General features: G+C 41.0%; 14 protein-coding genes. 10 read left to right on the top strand and 4 right to left on the bottom strand.

The annotated features are described in order from the left end of the window. Nucleotides 1–18: 18 nt before the first annotated feature. Together ACFE93_RS22245 and ACFE93_RS22240 are read left to right on the top strand one after the other, a co-directional pair. Nucleotides 19–465, top strand: a complete 447-nt coding sequence (locus tag ACFE93_RS22245; protein ID WP_375476298.1) for an AAA family ATPase — start codon at nucleotides 19–21, stop codon at nucleotides 463–465. Then, complete coding sequence (locus ACFE93_RS22240; protein ID WP_375476296.1) at nucleotides 453–1,172, top strand: DUF4276 family protein; 720 nt, start codon at nucleotides 453–455, stop codon at nucleotides 1,170–1,172. The genes ACFE93_RS22245 and ACFE93_RS22240 overlap by 13 nt, the downstream gene beginning before the upstream one ends. Before the next feature lie 100 nt (nucleotides 1,173–1,272). Here the strand turns inward: ACFE93_RS22240 and ald are convergent, their stop codons facing one another. Beyond that, the gene (ald, locus tag ACFE93_RS22235; RefSeq protein ID WP_375476294.1) at nucleotides 1,273–2,364 is read right to left on the bottom strand and encodes an alanine dehydrogenase; all 1,092 of its coding nucleotides are present in this window, start codon (nucleotides 2,362–2,364) and stop codon (nucleotides 1,273–1,275) included. A gap of 595 nt (nucleotides 2,365–2,959) precedes the next feature. Between ald and ACFE93_RS22230 the strand changes: the two genes are divergently transcribed. The 6 genes from ACFE93_RS22230 to ACFE93_RS22205 all read left to right on the top strand — a co-directional run bounded on the left by ACFE93_RS22230 (nucleotide 2,960) and on the right by ACFE93_RS22205 (nucleotide 9,072). Next, nucleotides 2,960–3,130, top strand: coding sequence for a hypothetical protein (locus ACFE93_RS22230; protein ID WP_375476292.1), 171 nt, complete (start codon nucleotides 2,960–2,962; stop codon nucleotides 3,128–3,130). Between the two features lie 367 nt (nucleotides 3,131–3,497). Continuing rightward, on the top strand, nucleotides 3,498–3,791 hold the full coding sequence (locus tag ACFE93_RS22225; RefSeq protein WP_104907419.1) for a hypothetical protein: 294 nt from the start codon (nucleotides 3,498–3,500) through the stop codon (nucleotides 3,789–3,791). Nucleotides 3,792–3,929: 138 nt separating this feature from the next. After that, complete coding sequence (locus ACFE93_RS22220; RefSeq protein WP_375476304.1) at nucleotides 3,930–4,937, top strand: WD40 repeat domain-containing protein; 1,008 nt, start codon at nucleotides 3,930–3,932, stop codon at nucleotides 4,935–4,937. A 682-nt stretch (nucleotides 4,938–5,619) separates the two neighbouring features. Continuing rightward, nucleotides 5,620–6,672, top strand: a complete 1,053-nt coding sequence (locus ACFE93_RS22215; RefSeq protein ID WP_375476302.1) for a permease — start codon at nucleotides 5,620–5,622, stop codon at nucleotides 6,670–6,672. A gap of 63 nt (nucleotides 6,673–6,735) precedes the next feature. Then, the gene (locus ACFE93_RS22210; protein WP_375476289.1) at nucleotides 6,736–7,509 is read left to right on the top strand and encodes a TIGR03943 family putative permease subunit; all 774 of its coding nucleotides are present in this window, start codon (nucleotides 6,736–6,738) and stop codon (nucleotides 7,507–7,509) included. A 66-nt stretch (nucleotides 7,510–7,575) separates the two neighbouring features. After that, a complete protein-coding gene (locus tag ACFE93_RS22205) occupies nucleotides 7,576–9,072 on the top strand; it encodes a hypothetical protein (protein ID WP_375476287.1) in 1,497 nt (498 codons plus the stop codon). Between the two features lie 524 nt (nucleotides 9,073–9,596). Here ACFE93_RS22205 and ACFE93_RS22200 read toward each other — a convergent pair. The 3 genes from ACFE93_RS22200 to ACFE93_RS22190 all read right to left on the bottom strand — a co-directional run bounded on the left by ACFE93_RS22200 (nucleotide 9,597) and on the right by ACFE93_RS22190 (nucleotide 13,341). Then, nucleotides 9,597–10,388 carry a sulfite exporter TauE/SafE family protein gene (locus ACFE93_RS22200; RefSeq protein ID WP_375476285.1) on the bottom strand — a complete coding sequence of 264 codons (792 nt, stop codon included), beginning with the start codon at nucleotides 10,386–10,388 and terminating at the stop codon, nucleotides 9,597–9,599. A gap of 95 nt (nucleotides 10,389–10,483) precedes the next feature. Then, the gene (locus ACFE93_RS22195; RefSeq protein WP_375476283.1) at nucleotides 10,484–11,770 is read right to left on the bottom strand and encodes a sulfite oxidase; all 1,287 of its coding nucleotides are present in this window, start codon (nucleotides 11,768–11,770) and stop codon (nucleotides 10,484–10,486) included. A gap of 137 nt (nucleotides 11,771–11,907) precedes the next feature. Then, complete coding sequence (locus ACFE93_RS22190) at nucleotides 11,908–13,341, bottom strand: aminotransferase class V-fold PLP-dependent enzyme (RefSeq protein WP_375476282.1); 1,434 nt, start codon at nucleotides 13,339–13,341, stop codon at nucleotides 11,908–11,910. Between the two features lie 435 nt (nucleotides 13,342–13,776). Between ACFE93_RS22190 and ACFE93_RS22185 the strand changes: the two genes are divergently transcribed. Together ACFE93_RS22185 and ACFE93_RS22180 are read left to right on the top strand one after the other, a co-directional pair. Next, nucleotides 13,777–13,899, top strand: a complete 123-nt coding sequence (locus ACFE93_RS22185; RefSeq protein WP_375476281.1) for a hypothetical protein — start codon at nucleotides 13,777–13,779, stop codon at nucleotides 13,897–13,899. 464 nt (nucleotides 13,900–14,363) lie between these two features. Beyond that, on the top strand, nucleotides 14,364–15,905 hold the full coding sequence (locus tag ACFE93_RS22180) for a hypothetical protein (protein ID WP_375476300.1): 1,542 nt from the start codon (nucleotides 14,364–14,366) through the stop codon (nucleotides 15,903–15,905). Nucleotides 15,906–15,932 lie beyond the last annotated feature (27 nt).

Genomic DNA, 15,932 nt, shown 5'->3' with positions numbered 1-15,932 from the left:
TAACTGGTTTACCCATTCTTGTTACTGTACTTCACCAGACTAAGAAACGCTATAGAATGGTATTTTCATGATATTAAGGAAGCTTTTTATCTAAATGAAATGTCAGATGGAACTGTCAGAATGCTTTGTTGGGCTACTATATTACATTCTCCAGTGCTTCCTTCATTGCTAGTCATTGATGAGCCAGAATTAGGATTGCACATATCGTGGATGCCAATTTTAGCAGAGTGGATTAAAAAAGCTGCCGCAAAAACCCAATTAATTATCACCACACATAGTCCCGATCTTTTAGATCATTTCACGGATTGTTTAGAAAATGTTTTTTGTTTTGCTTCAGAAGATAAAACACATTTCTCTATCAAAACACTCTCCAAAGAAATGCTAAATCAAAAATTAAAAGAAGGATGGCAATTAGGTGATTTATATCGTGTTGGCGACCCCAGTATTGGAGGATGGCCGTGGTAGTATGGGTTTTTGCTGGTGGTGGGGAAGCTGAAGTTAGAGGATTAATCCCTTTTTTAGAACAAAATTTTTCTAATTGTAAATTTGAACGAAAAACACCAGCTCGTCAAAAACCTGGGCCTAAGCCTGGTAAGGGAAGTAGTTATGGCAGAACAAGTCAAAGCCTAATTGAGCAAATGATTAAAGAACTACCTATTGCCTTAAGATATGAACCAAATAAATGTAATCTAATTTTAGTGTTTGACGATTTAGATTGCCGCACGCCAGAGCTTGAAGAAAAGAAAATTTTGGATGCGATATCAACTATACCAGAATGTGCTGATATTAATAAAATTGTTGTGTTTGCTGCTCCTGAACTGGAAGCTTGGATTATTGCAGATTGGAGTAACTCAATAGCTAGACATCCAGATTTTCGAGGTAGACACGAGCGGATGCGTTACTGGCTTAATCAGGAAAAAAATATTCCTTTTAATGAACCAGAATCATTTAGTGAATATGATGAAGACAGAGATTGTTGTCAAGAAAAGCTATCAGAGGCACTAGTTGATTCAAGTGTTTTAGCTGAGTTTGATAGCCTTTCGACACGTTATTCTAAAAGATTGCACACCCCGGCACTATTACAAGACATCCGACCAGATGAAGTTCAACGAAGATGCCCTTTATTTCGGAAACTCTATAACTATCTTAATCATTTTTGTAGTTCTTCATAAAGTTGGTGCAATTTAGCACCAACTTTCACCTCCTCGCTTGCGGGGAGGTGTTAGGGATGGGGTTTTCGAGAAACTATGGTTAATCTAAATTTACAAAAATCTAATTTACCAAATCAGGGAACACCTCTTGCACAGCAGGATGCACTAAGCGATGATTCTGCACATTCACACCCTTAGCTAATGCTGGGTTAACTTCCAGTGCCAAAATTCCAAAATTTGCCAACTGGACAACATAAGGTAATGTACTATTATTAAGTGCCTGAGTTGCTGTCCAAGGTACTGCTCCTGGCATATTAGGAACGCCATAATGCACCACACCCTCTTCAATGTATATCGGATTTGTGTGGGATGTAGGGTGTAAGGTTTCTATGCAACCGCCTTGGTCAACAGCTACATCAACTATTACCGAACCAGGACGCATTTGTTTGACCAATTCGCGAGATACTAATATTGGCGCTCTACGTCCTAACACTAAAACTGCACCGATGAGCAAATCGGCTTCAATGACTGCGGCTTCGATATGAGCAGAATTGCTATAAAGCAATTCGACTCTAGAGCCAAAGAGTGTTTCTAAGTAAGATAAGCGCTCGACACTCACATCTAAAATCTGGACACTAGCACCCATGCCTACGGCAATTTTAGCTGCTTCTGTGCCAACAACGCCGCCACCTAAAATTACTACTTTGCCTGGTTTAACTCCAGGGACACCGCCCAAAAGTACACCTCTACCACCTTGTTGACGTTCTAAGAATCGGGCCCCAAATTGTACTGCTAGCCGACCGGCAATAATGCTCATGGGGGTGAGCAAGGGTAGTCTGTTTGCACCAGGTTGTTCTACAGTTTCGTAAGCGATCGCACAAGTGCCACAATCAATTAAATGCTCTGTCAATTTGCGATCGGCTGCTAAATGTAAATAAGTAAATAATATTTGCCCTTTTTGCAAAAATTTATACTCAGATGTCAAAGGCTCTTTGACTTTAACAACCAATTCCCGATTCCAAGCCGTTTCTGATGTAGGGGCAATCTCGGCTCCAGCAATTCTGTAGTCATCATCAGAGAATCCAGCACCATTACCGGCTTGCGTCTCGACGAAGATGCTATGACCATTTTCTCGCAGCACCCGCACGCTAGAAGGACTTAACCCTACCCGAAACTCTTGATCCTTATTTTCCTTGGGAACGCCGATTTCCATATATCGCCTCAGATAATTTTTTTGTTTAACTGTAGCCTTCCAATTTCAAGCTTGCTACTTCCATCTTGCTAGTTCCGTATTAGAGATAGCTGGATTAGAGATACCTAACTTCTGTTCTAACTTTCTCAATTCAATCTGAGTAGCCCAAACTCTTATCCTTGACTATTGCCCCAGTATTTATACAATATATAAAGAATAGTAACAATTTATTAAAATAGCGATTGTATAGCTCACTACTAGTAGTCTATCAAGTCAACTTTGCGGAGTTCGTAGCGAGGGCTAAAGCCCTCAAGCTAAGGACTTTAGTCCTTACTACGAGCTTATTCACCCACTACAGTTGGTGTGGTGGACTACTGGGAAGCTCTTGCTGAATTTATCAAGTCATCTTGGCATTCAAGCACTGCAATCAGCTTTTAAGCTAACCTGACTTTTCACGTCATCTGAAAAATTCCAAATCTCTCTCCTTTTAGGAGAGAGATTTAGAGAGAGGTTTTCCAGATACCATGAAAAGTAAGTAGTGATTATATCTACATTCCCTGACTTCTACCAGAAGTATGATATCAAGTCCCATTTGCCAAAAAAAGGTTTTTTAAAAATGACACAAACACAACCAACAATTACACCTAAACTAGAAGAGCCTAAGTTTGGCTTGAACGAATATGCCGAACGCTTGAATGGTCGAGCGGCAATGATTGGCTTTGGTTTAGTGCTGGTGATTGAATATACAAGCAATCAAGGGGTGCTATCATGGCTAGGTCTGAAGTAGTGCCATCAATTAAGTACGATCTTGAAGTTGTAAGCTAGTAATTAAAAGAGTTTTAACCAGCTGGAACAACCAGTTGGTTTGGACTTCAATATATTGATAGCGGAGTACTTCGCCCTAGATAGATTAATTAGACTTATTCATAAATAACTGCCCTAGAATGTAAGCAAGAGAGGAATTGAAATACCTATTAGCGATCAAAATATCATAGACTTGCAACTAGTATATGTAAGGCGATTAATGAGTAAATTTCCTCCCCCTACTAAAAAAATCATAAATTAGTGTCTGCCTTGAATGAAAAAGGCAAATTATGGGTGAGGTATTCTTGGTAAATATACACAAAAGGTGAACTGGAACCAACCAAGCTGTGATGAATGCTGTATTACCTCGTTTTTTAAAGTCAACCTACCGAAAAGAGCCACTAATCAGTGTATTGATGACAATGGGTGTTATGGATGCCCTGATTGGCGGATTGAATGATAGCTGGTCGTTGTTTGCTTTTGGTTTGGGAACGGCAGGGATAGCGCTAGGCTTTAAGTTGTGGCGTTTTCAGCAGCGTCGTTCTTTACCAGAGGAGCCTGTAGTGCAACATTATTTGCCCTCTCGTTCTTCTAGTGCGCCTTTACCAATGTTAAGCGTTTCTAAGAAAAAACCACCTCTTTAAGATGTGCAGAGTTATTTAAGTAATAACTCTGCAAAATTTATTGGGTTTAACTGTATCTATATAAAGTGAGGAAAAAGAGTGAGTAGTGAGGGAAGAGGTGGCGGTAAATTTCTGCGGCCGGATATTATCCTGGCATTTATGGCAGCTGTGGCCCTTCCAGTGATTACCTGGGAAGGGTTTTATATTCATCAAGCTCATGCTGCCATTGAAGTAACGCCAAACTTCCCAGCTAATACCAACTTTGCTAATGCTCAACTGCTTTACACACTCATCGGACATAACGGAACCATTAAATCCCTCGCTTTCACTCCAGATAGCAGAATTCTTGTGAGTGGAGGTGCAGAAAACGAGGGTGTAATTCGCCTGTGGAATTTAGCAAAAGGTAAAAAGTTAGCGACTATTAACAAAGCACACAAAGCAGCCGTAGAATCTTTAGTGATTTCACCAGATGGGCAAACCCTCGCTAGCTGTAGCGATGACGATACGATTAACCTTTGGAGCCTGAAAAATTTAAAATTTAGCCGCTCTTTTGTCGGACATACCAGTAACGTATTATCTTTAGCGGTATCTCCTGATAGTAAAGTTCTCGTCAGTGGAGCTTTAGATGGGATTCGTTTATGGGATTTGCTACAGCAGCGTCCTCTAGGGACTATAGTACGCTTTGATAATTTGATTTATACCCTAGCTATTAGTCCTGATGGACAGACCTTAGCTAGTGGTGATAATAAGGGTGTAATCAAGCTGTGGAATTTGAGTACTGGTAAATTAATCAGTGAATTGGTAGCTCATTCTAGTGCTGTTAGCGGTGTGATCTTTACACCAGATGGACAAACATTAGTCAGTGCTAGCCACGATCGCACCATAAGACTGTGGAATATTAATACTGGAGAATTAGTCCGTACTCTTACAGGACATAATAACTGGGTAAATGCGATCGCCCTTAATCCCGATGGACAAACCCTTGCTAGTGCCGGTAGAGATGGAATTAAATTGTGGGATTTAACTACAGGCGAGTTAATAAATACACTGAATGGACATACAGACTGGGTAAGTGCGATCGCTTTTAGTCCAAATGGTAAAATTCTTGCCAGTGGTGGATTCGATCGACAAATCAAGATTTGGGGGATTCCCACAAAACGTAATTAACAGCGATTGGAGAAAATAATCGTCAAAGAGTAGACTATATCCCCGACTTCTTACAAGAAATTGGGGATATCATTTTGACGCTGCTTTCAAGGCTGAGTGACTCGCCATAGCTCAACTTTTCACGTCATCTAGAAAGTTAGGCTATCGCTAACGCCGAAAGATTCCCCCAATTATCTCCTGTATCTGCTAAACTTTGGTCTTGCCTTTTTAGAGTTTTTGTAGTAGAAAATCAACCAAAGCTCAGATCGAATTTTGCTATAACTAGTCAAAATCAATGATGGTAGCAACCAACAGCGATGTCTACGACGGGCTACGCCTACCCCAAATCTTGAAGAACTGTGAATACTTGATGAAAATACAGCCAACTAATATCTCATCCAGCAAATTCCTGTAAGTATAAACATAGGTAATTTCAAATCATCTGTGCAGTTACTTGCTCTCTAGATGGGAACAATTTCTGAACTTAGACAATCTTAGAAATGGTCATCGTCAGGAAATGCACTCAGTTAAAAGTCACGAACTCGTGTGAAACCAAGGTTTGTAGCGCTTAACCGCTATTTGGAAGTAGGATAACTTGCTACTTAAATAATGTTTAATTTTCCCGAACTGCTTTTGATCCCCATTTCGATAGAATGACTAGGCAGAACCCTAAAACTAAAAACCGCTTTTGACTGCGACGCCCATGAATCAATTGAACAATGGTTTTACGCTATTTTTAAGTCTGCTAGTCGAGGCGATGCCTTTTTTGCTTCTTGGGGTTTTATTCTCCAGTTTGCTGCTGTTTTTTGTTGATGAGCGCAAACTAGTAGAAAAAATGCCCAAAAATCCGCTGTTGGGTGCTTTAGTTGGCAGCGCGATCGGCTTTTTGTTTCCGGTGTGTGAGTGTGGGAATGTACCGGTAGCGCGGCGATTCCTGATTCAAGGAGTACCCACACCAGTGGCAATTGGTTTTTTGCTAGCAGCACCAACAATTAACCCAATTGTAATTTGGTCAACTTGGACAGCATTTCGAGATCAGCCAGAAATAGTGGTTTTACGAGTCGTATTTTCCCTAGCAATTGCCACAATTATCGGGTATGTTTTCAGTTTTCAAAAGGACTTAAATCCCATACTTCAACCTGCGATCGCTCGTTATATGAAGTTTAATCCACCCGCGCAGCCTGAAACTAAACGCCGTGGTAAGCGTTACCAAGCACAGGAGGAAGCACTGACACCAAATATCTTACAATCCGGGACTTATATCTTAGGAGGAAAAGCAGGTATACCTCTACGGATAGATGCTAATTTCGTACCACCTAGCTCAGTCTCTACTTCCAATAAACCACTGGCAGCGAAACTGCGCTTAGTTGTGGATAATAGCATCCAAGAATTCCGAGAACTCGGCGGAGTCATGGTTGTTGGAAGTGCGATCGCTGCTGCTATTCAAGTCCTAGCTCCCCGTGAATTAATTCTCAGTTTGGGTGCTGGGCCCATTACCTCAATTGTGGTCATGCTGATATTAGCGGTAGTGGTGTCAATTTGTTCTACAGTTGATTCTTTCTTTGCTCTATCTTTTGCCTCAACCTTTAGCAGTGGTTCATTGTTGGCATTTCTAGTGTTTGGCCCAATGATTGACATCAAAGGCATTGGTTTGATGTTATCCATTTTTAAACCCAAAACAGTTTTTTACTTATTTGCTTTAGCAGCACAATTGACATTTTTGTTCACCCTTTTCTTGAACTTGCACGTCTTTTAAAAAAATATTTGTCATTTGTCCTTTGTTAATGACCAATGACCAATGACTAATGACTGATGACTAATGACTAACAAAAATCCCAAATCTAGAATTCCAAATCTATTACTCCCTTGGCTGGATGCTCTAGCAATTACAGCTTGGGGCACTTTGATGTTGAGATATTGGCTAACTAATAAGCTGAACCTGTTGATTCATCCCAATTACATTTGGTTCGTAGTTGTAACTGGTATCAGCTTAATTGTTATTGGTTTCTTCAAGATGCAGGAACTTTGGCAACGTCGTCGCCGTGATATGACGCCAAACGCCCCGCATATTAGTTTATTTCCCCCTGGTTGGGGCAGTACTTTGTTATTGACTACAGCAATTCTAGGTTTTATTATCACCCCGCAAGTTTTTGCCAGTGATAAAGCACTCCAAAGGGGGGTGACAGCTGATTTATTGGGAAGCACACGTGTCAAACCTCAAGCCTTTCGGGCTACAGTTCGTCCAGAGGAGCGATCGCTTGTAGACTGGGTACGCACCGTTAATGTCTATCCAGAGCCAGATACATATACAGGGCAAAAAGTCAAGGTGCAGGGATTTGTTATCCACCCGCCGGATATAGGAAAAGAATATTTGTTTTTAGCACGATTTGTCTTAACTTGCTGTGCAGCAGATGCTTACCCTGTGGGATTGCCCGTCAAACTACAAAATAATCAAGAGCCTTACTCCACTGATACCTGGCTGGAAGTAGAAGGACAAATGATAACAGAAAATTTGGCAGGTAAACGCCAACTTACCATTGCTGCTACCTCTCTAAAAAAGATTCCTCAACCGCAGAATCCTTATAGTTATTAGTCCTTTGTCATTTGTCATTTTTAGATAACTAACGACCAATGCCCAATGCCCAATGCCCCATAACCAATGACTAAATCTAAAGCATTCCAACCACTGGATCGGATAGCGATCGCACTAATGCTACTGCTGAGTGTGTTAATTGGGTTAATCATCTTACAAGGTGATGTGGTAACTGCTCGTGTTCGGGAATTTACCTGGCAAAATCAACAAATTGGGGCAGAAGATAATTCCTTCACCCTCACCTTCAGCCGCCCAATGGAAGCAAAAAGCGTCGAAGATAACTTGAAAATCGAGCCACCCCTAGCAGGTAAATTCAGTTGGGCAGGGCGGCGGATGGTTTATACACTGGTAACACCAGCACCTTATGGCACAAATTATAAAGTGCAGTTACAAGGAGCTCAAGATAAGTTTGCGGAGCAAGAAGGGAAAAATCGGTTGATACAGCCCTTTACAGGTAGCTTTCGTACACGCGATCGCGTTATCCTTTACATCGGAACCGACCAAGAAGAACAGGGACGGTTAGTTCTTTACAACTTGACTCAAGAGCAAAAAAGGGTACTTACTCCCAAAGACCTGATAGTAATTGACTTTGAGTCATTTCCTGATGGTGAGAAAATTTTATTTTCTGCTCGTGCCGCAAACAATCAAGACTTACTTTCAGCCCAACTGTATACGGTGACAACAGGCGTTTCTGCTAAATCTGGACAAAAAGCAGAGCCAGAAGGCAAAGTTGACCTGACTTTAGATAGTAAAGATTATCAAAACCTGAAATTTGACTTATCACCTGATGGGCAAACTATTGTTATCCAGCGAGGAAATAAAACTAATCCTGGCGACTTTGGACTATGGTTTATGCCAGCAACCAGTGATGGTTCCGCAGAAAAACCCACCCCGAAACGTCTAAAAAGCCAGCCAGGGGGAGACTTTATGATCACGCCAGATAGTAAAGCTGTAGCGGTTGCCCAAGGACAGGGAGCAGCGATTTTACCATTGCAAGGTGATGCCAGTAAACCTTTGGATTTTCTGCCGCAGTTTGGTTTGGTACAGGCTTTCTCCAAAGATGGCTCTCAAGCAGCGATGGTAAAGTTTAATACAGATTACACGCGGGATTTATTTTTGGTGACAAACCAAGGTGTACAGAAACAGCTATTAAAAACAACAGGTTCAATTCTCAGTTGCCAATTTGACATTGCCTCACCCACCCTCTACTGCTTGCTAACACAGCTAGTATCCAAGGAACAATATATAGAACAGCCCTATGTGGTGGCAATTGATTTGAAAACTGGGCAACAGAAACCACTGTTAGTACTGCCTCCCGCTCAACGGAATGTGCAAATGAGTTTATCTGCTGACGGTTTAGGCTTGTTATTTGACCAAGTAGTACCGCAGACAAACACAACAGCATCATTACCCACAAACACTTTGAAAACCGATGATGGAGATGTTATTGCTACCAGTAGCCTGTGGTTAATGCCTCTGTTGCCCATCGCAGATGCTGCGACTGTTGAAATTAGACCAGAACAACTTCCCTTAGCCGGATTTCATCCCCGATGGCTACCTTGAGCGAATAATTTGTAAGTCGTAATACTCGCTAAAGGTGAGAAGCAAGCTATGTAATTCGTAATTATGAGTAGTAATAACTGTAGGGTGGGCACTACTACAAACATCAAATTTAGGTTGCCTCGTTCCCAGTCTCAGACTGGGAATACCCTTCATTGAGGCTTTGCCTTCCTCGCGGCAGTAGTACAATGAGCAACATTTCCAGTTAGACGGCTGGAAACAAGATTTGAAAATTATTTGGCTCTTCCGTAGGTGTTATGCTAAAGTTTAAACTAAAATTAGGAATTCGCCTTTAAAATCAGGGGTTTCAGGCAGTTACAACCTAGATTTTTTCCTCAAAGCTAAAACGTCAAAATTAAAAGCTGTCTTTATTACCCAGCAAGGGATGTGAGTTAATTTATAAACGTTTTTAGCATAACAAGTAATGAATAACCAATTATTTTAGCTTAAGTTAACATCTACGAGCGTTGTTATTTCGCTACAAGATATGTGGTTAAAATAAATTAAACCTGCTGTAATTATACGAATTACGAATTAATAATTATTTGTTGATAATTTATCCAAGCTTCCCAAAAAATATAAATTGATAGTACTCCTAAAAAAATACGAAGTACTAAACTCACTGTGGAATCTGGTAGTTTTGGCAGTGTACGAGTACTCATTTGAACGCCTAAAAGACCGCCACATCCCAAAACTATACCTTGAACAAACAGAATATTTCCCTCTAATGTATGTCCTGTACAGGCAGCTAAAGCAGTGATGACAATCACGCCCAAACTAGTTTGAATTGCTACTTTAATTTCTTCTCCAAGTAGCAGCATTTGCAGCGGAACCATAATCGTACCGCCACCTAAACCGAATAAACCTGCTAAAATTCCTGCTGCTCCCCCAGTGCCAATTTTAGAAACTAATAGGTTAAATACTGGGGCTGTATCCTCTTTTTCCTGGAAGGATAATTGCTTGCGAAGCTCAATCAGATAGATATTAGCAAGTAGTATGATGCCAAATGTAAAAAGTATTATATATGATGGAATTTTATTGGCAAAATATACGCCTATTCCAGTAGTTATAAAAGCTGGAATTCCTAAATAAATTACTCGTTTAAAGTCAAAGTAGCCCATCCACCAATTTTGCAAACTTCCAGAAATTGAAGTAATCACAATAGCAAGGCTACTAGTAGCGATCGCCTGAACGGGAGTATAACCTAGTGTGACTAAAAGAGGAATTGTAATAATACCGCCACCAATTCCTAAAAGTCCAGCTATGACTCCAGATATTAGACCCCCGGTCACTAAAATCAACCAACTAAAATCAATCATAAATAATTATTTTTCTACAGAACTGATAGTACTCAATGGGCATTGGGCATTGGGCATAGATTATTCTTTTTGTACCCTCATCTCCCTTATTTTCCTCATGCCTGTACTGTCACTGGATGGCTAACAACGCCTCCATAAAGCAATCCTGAATCATTCCACGGAACTGTATTCGGTTGTGTATTACCTAAATTGTCAGTAGCACGAGCCTGGAGAAAATATTCCCCAGGAAGTGGGTTCCATTCAATGTCCCAGCGTACCCACGCAAATGGAAAATTTGGTTCTCTCAGTCGTGCAAATTGCCAAGTTTTACCGCCATCTAGACTGACTTCCACACGGACAATTTTTCCTTTCCCAGACCAAGAACGTCCACGTAGTAAGTGGCTTTGAGCAGAAAGCGTAGCTGGCCAAGCCAACTCAAAGGCGCTTTTAACGTTTTGGTACGTAATCAGCTTACCTTTATAGGGAGCGATCGCTGGGTAATCTGCACCAATCAGCACCATTTGCTCCGTTACCCACTGCGTATATATCGGTGTTTCAGAAACCTCAATTCGCTCAATCCATTTAACGTTGGCGTTTCCTCCCCAACCAGGGAATAACACACGACATGGCCGGCCATGGTCTGGAGGTAATGGTTCTCCGTTCATAGCGTAGACGACGAGCGAGTTATCTGCTAATGCTTTGCTAATTGGAACTACACTGCTGAACTTGGATTTATTTGTCTCCTCAGAGTCCAGCGAATCTACATCTGCACCCTCAACGAGTACGTCTTTCGCTGTGGATTTCAATCCAGCTCGCTCTAATAACATACCAAGTGGTACACCAGTCCACTCAGCCACACCAATAGCCCCAAGTCTCCACAGTGTTCCAGGGAGTGGTGTGTTGTAAGCTTCTTCAAAGAAGCGCCGACCATTAGCAGCACACTCAATGGCACAAGTGATTGAGATGGATGGCATGGCGATGATTTCATCGTAGGTAAACTCACAGGGGGCAGAAACGCCAGTTCCATGAATTTGCAAACGCCATGTAGATGGGTCAAAAGGGGGAGGTGTACTGCGGTTGTGAACATAGAACCAATCATTTGGTACTAAATAGCCACGCCCATACATCGCTTCCCAGTTCATCTCTAATGTGCCTTTGCTATGAGAGATATACCCTGGTGGCAATGGCTTAAGTATTTTGCTGCCTTTAGTTTTAACAGCTGTCTGACTGTGAGCAAGTGCAGGTTTAGCTAACCCTCCGATGGCTGTTGCGCCAACCATAGTAGTTAGTATTTTCAGAAAGCGCTGGCGCGAAATACCTGCATCTGTGCTTTTTTGCCAGATGCACTGTTCAACCCGTGCCTGTAAATAATCCTCCTGGTCAAAGAGGTTTTCATTGCTCAAGCTATTACCCCCTTGTAATTTGTACTTCGTAATTAAGAAACAGAGAATGAAGCAGTAGGGGAGCAGGAGAGAAGTTGCAGTAAATCTTTTCCCTGAAGCCCCTCTGCTCCTCTACCTTTTTCAATGCCTTAATAAAACTAGCTGTTTATCGCTGTCCAAACACCAGTTATCTGATCTTGTGTGTAATTGGGCAAATAATGAGCCAATCCGTTTTTAGCTATTTGAGCGATCGCATCTATAAAGCGATCGCAATCTTTTAATGTATTATATACAGCAAAGCTGGCTCGGATAATACTAGGAATATTACGCGTAATTCCCCTATCTACTTCCTGAGCAATCTCATAGTCTTGCTCGTCTGAAATATTCTTGAGTTTGCGAATGTATTCATAAGTGCAGAAAGCCCCAGCCCGAACGCCAATGCCATATTCTTGTGCTAAAATCTCTGCTACTAAGCGTCCGTCAAATCCATCAATATCAAAGGGAATAACATGGGCTAAATTATCTCCAGGAATATGTATTTTGACACCAGGAATCAGCCCAAGCCGTGTATATGTAAATTCAACTAGAGAGTGTTCGTACTGAGCAATGCGATCGCGCCCTACTGCTTCGATAATTTCAATCGCCTTGGCAATAGCGATCGCACCCATTGCGTTTGGTGTTCCAGGATCGTGCGCCCGTTCTGTATAAAAACGCTTGATCTCTAGGTTTCTGGTGATATAAGGTAGGTTTCCACCCCCAATTTGATAAGGGTAGGAGCTATCAAAAAATTCCTTTGGCCCCAGCAAAACTCCGGTTCCATAAGGGGCATACATCTTGTGTCCAGAGAAAGCCACAAAATCTAAATGACATGGATCGTCATCTGCACGCATATCGACTCGTTCGTGCTGAATTAACTGACACACGTCAGCAAATATTTTCGCCCCATACCGATGTGCTAAAGCTGCAATTTCGTAAATTGGAGGTCTGTAACCTGTTATTGTGGAAGCACCTGTAATAGTTACTAACTTAATTTGCTCGGCTTCGGGGAAATTTTGGTGTGCCTTGAAGATATCTTCAATTTCTGTAACACTTACACTTCCATCTGGCTGCGTTCTGTACTGCACAACTTCGTCTCTAGTAACCCAAGGCAGCAGGTTAGATGAATGCTCGATATCAGAAACTAAGATTTTCCCAGGTTTTTTTGCCCAAAGTGTGGCGGCTCCATTAATTGCTTCTGTTGTATTCTTCGCAAAGATTACATAATTGTCTGAAGATGACCCCACAAAGTCCCGAATAATGTTCCGACTGGCGTCATATTCTCGTGTAGTAATGATGGACTTTTGCCCAGAACCTCGATGTACACTGCCATAGGTGTCAAGCATTTCGTCCACGTACTGCTTTAGGGTTGCAAAGGGTGTGGTTGTAGCTCCATTATCCAAGTTGACGTACTTGACATAGTTTCCGTTAAGAGTTTTTACCTTGAAAGATAGAGACTCATCTGTAAATAACGGTCTGATTTCTTTGTCCCAAAAGCTGTCAAATTTAGCAGTCTCTTGCTTGATATTTGCGCCAATTGCAAGTACATCAGTCATCTTTAGCACTCCTATTTTAAATTTGGATTTTTTTGAAAAAGCCTAACTGCCACAACACCTTATTTGGCGCTGCAATCGGATTAATTGCCAGTAATTATGGTCTTTATAATTACTTTGTTTCTAGTAGAAAACGCGGTTACTACAATTATTCTTTAATAAAATAGTTAAAATTACTAATAGTGTTAATACTTAATTTATGTATTTTTATAGTAAAATAACATACAATATATATAATATGATTAAGTAGTAACCTATACTTTAGATAATTTTCTTATAATCATTAAACAAACTTGACGTATTGAAGATAAGTCGATCGAAAAGCTTATAACTGACACAACCTGCAATTGCTTACTGACAATGTATTTATCGAGAAAAAGCCCTCACTAATTTGAGATTACTCTTTAAAAAAGTTTTATTATTTTACTTATATAAATTATGACTTATTTATCAAAATTTTATAAGTATTTACTTGTAGTAAACGGTATCTCTGAACGTTGTAGTTATAGCGGAAGCTCTTGGTTGTTTGCTGACATTAATATAGAAATAGCGATCGCTTAGGATTAGAGAATTATCATTGAAGAGTAGATACTTGTACGGACATCTATATCTAAGTACTCAATAAGGCATTACAAAATGTATTTCAGGAGAAAATTATAATTTATCTCTTAAGACAGATGCGATTATCAAAAATAAAGTATAATTTGAGGCAGTTTTTTCATGTAAAAAACTTCATCAGCCAGCCAATACAGTTTAATTTTTAATGTATCGGGTTTCTCCTCTCTCTCGCCGATCCTCAAAGGCGGCCAGAGTTCTCCTTCTACCTCTTCTTGACGGGGCAGAGCATCATAGTGTTATAACGGCATCAGTCTAGATACAAAATGGGGAACACCAATTGATGATTAATTGCTGGTGCTTGGAGAGAGTTAAACTTAGCTTCTAGAGCAAACCCTGATTAGACACAGTTGATAAGCAATGCTAATGCCAGCACTGCTGAATATTTTTAAGCAGGTGAGTCAAGAGTGATAAATGAAGCTGACACCTCAAACAAGGGGGCTGTGATGGAATCCCTAAATTCTGCTAATTCGCCACAATCAGAGCAGGCGAGTTGTCCCTTTTACTCAGTTGTGCCTAATGACAATATGACAGTTAAAAAACTGCCACTCCTCATGCCAGCTGAAGATACACAATTTTTACAAGATACCACCCAGCAGGACTGGGTTGCAGAGCCTGAAAGCGGCAAACAAGCACTTATTGACTCGGAATTTCAGAAACTGCTGGCATTGAACGAAGAATTACGTGCGGCTAACAATAAATTGTATGAACAAGTGGAGCAGCTAAAAGACAACCTAGCTGAGTCAGAAAAGGTTTTGCAGTGGCAGAAAACGCGTTCTAGCGTTAGTGAGTCGATGCTCAACCAACATACTCAGGAACTAGCTGCTGCCCAAGAACAGATAAAATCTCTATTTCAACAATTAGAAACTGCTGTACAAACTGTTCAACGCCAGGAAATTTTCACTGATACTTATAAAGCACAACTACAAATTAGCCAACAACGCCTTGCCCAGTTAGAGCGAGAATGTACGTTGCTACACACTAATAACAACGAACAATCTCAGCAGCTATTGCAGTCAGAAAATGTTTGTCGAGAGTTACGTACTAGACTTATGCGACAACAACGCCAGACGCTGCAATTTAAAGCAGCTTTGGAAAAATGTCTAGATACATCGGTTCCTAGCTATGACTCCTTAAAGGATACTGCAAAACATCCTAAAGATATAACTAGTAGCCAAGGAAGATTCTCTAGAAAAGCTCGGTCTTTGTTTCCTAACGCCCAGCCAATTCAACCTTGGTCAGCAGAAGAAGAATCCTTAAGTAACGATTCAGATAATTCTTGGGGTGAACCCTTAGCACCAATCCCATTCCAAAGAAATGAAGCCTCTGCGACGCCGCCATCATCTCCTTGGAACTGGACAGTTAAGAAAGACACGCCAACACCAACACAACCCGCGCCATCTTCAGAAGTTGATAATTCTCCATATACAACTGAAGCGGTTTCACCTTCGGGTTCATCAAATTTAGATCAGCAATTAGATAGTCTAATCCAAATGTTTTTCACCTCCCAGCCTGCATCTATATCACCACCACCTGCTGCGAAAACGGATGTTAGTGATGCCCCGATTTGGGAGACTTTAGCAACAATCTTAGAAGACGATGAAAAAATAGAAAATCCACAGAAGGAACATTTGGAAGCAGAAATTAATCCTCCTGCAACTACCTCTACTTCTTGGACGACGGATTCTGTGCTTTCACCAGCCAATGACTTACTGGTTTCTTCCACTCCATCTCACACCGAAAGGCCTGTTGGAGAAACTGAAGACTACTGGTCAGAAGTTTCACAAATGACACAGGTGGAATTGTCAGCAACTGATTTGTCTCCAGAGTCATTAGGTGATAACACCAATGATGACAATTCACCTTCACCAGTAGTTTATCCCCAGCGTCCACCCAAAGGGCGTAAATCATTGGCATCTGTAGAACTGCCGAATTTTCGCCCGAAGAGTTAGGAGAGACGCGATTAATCGCGTCTGTAC

Source organism: uncultured Nostoc sp. (genome assembly GCF_964247315.1).
Taxonomy (GTDB): Bacteria; Cyanobacteriota; Cyanobacteriia; order Cyanobacteriales; family Nostocaceae; genus Nostoc.
This window is presented reverse-complemented; position numbering and strand designations above follow the sequence as displayed.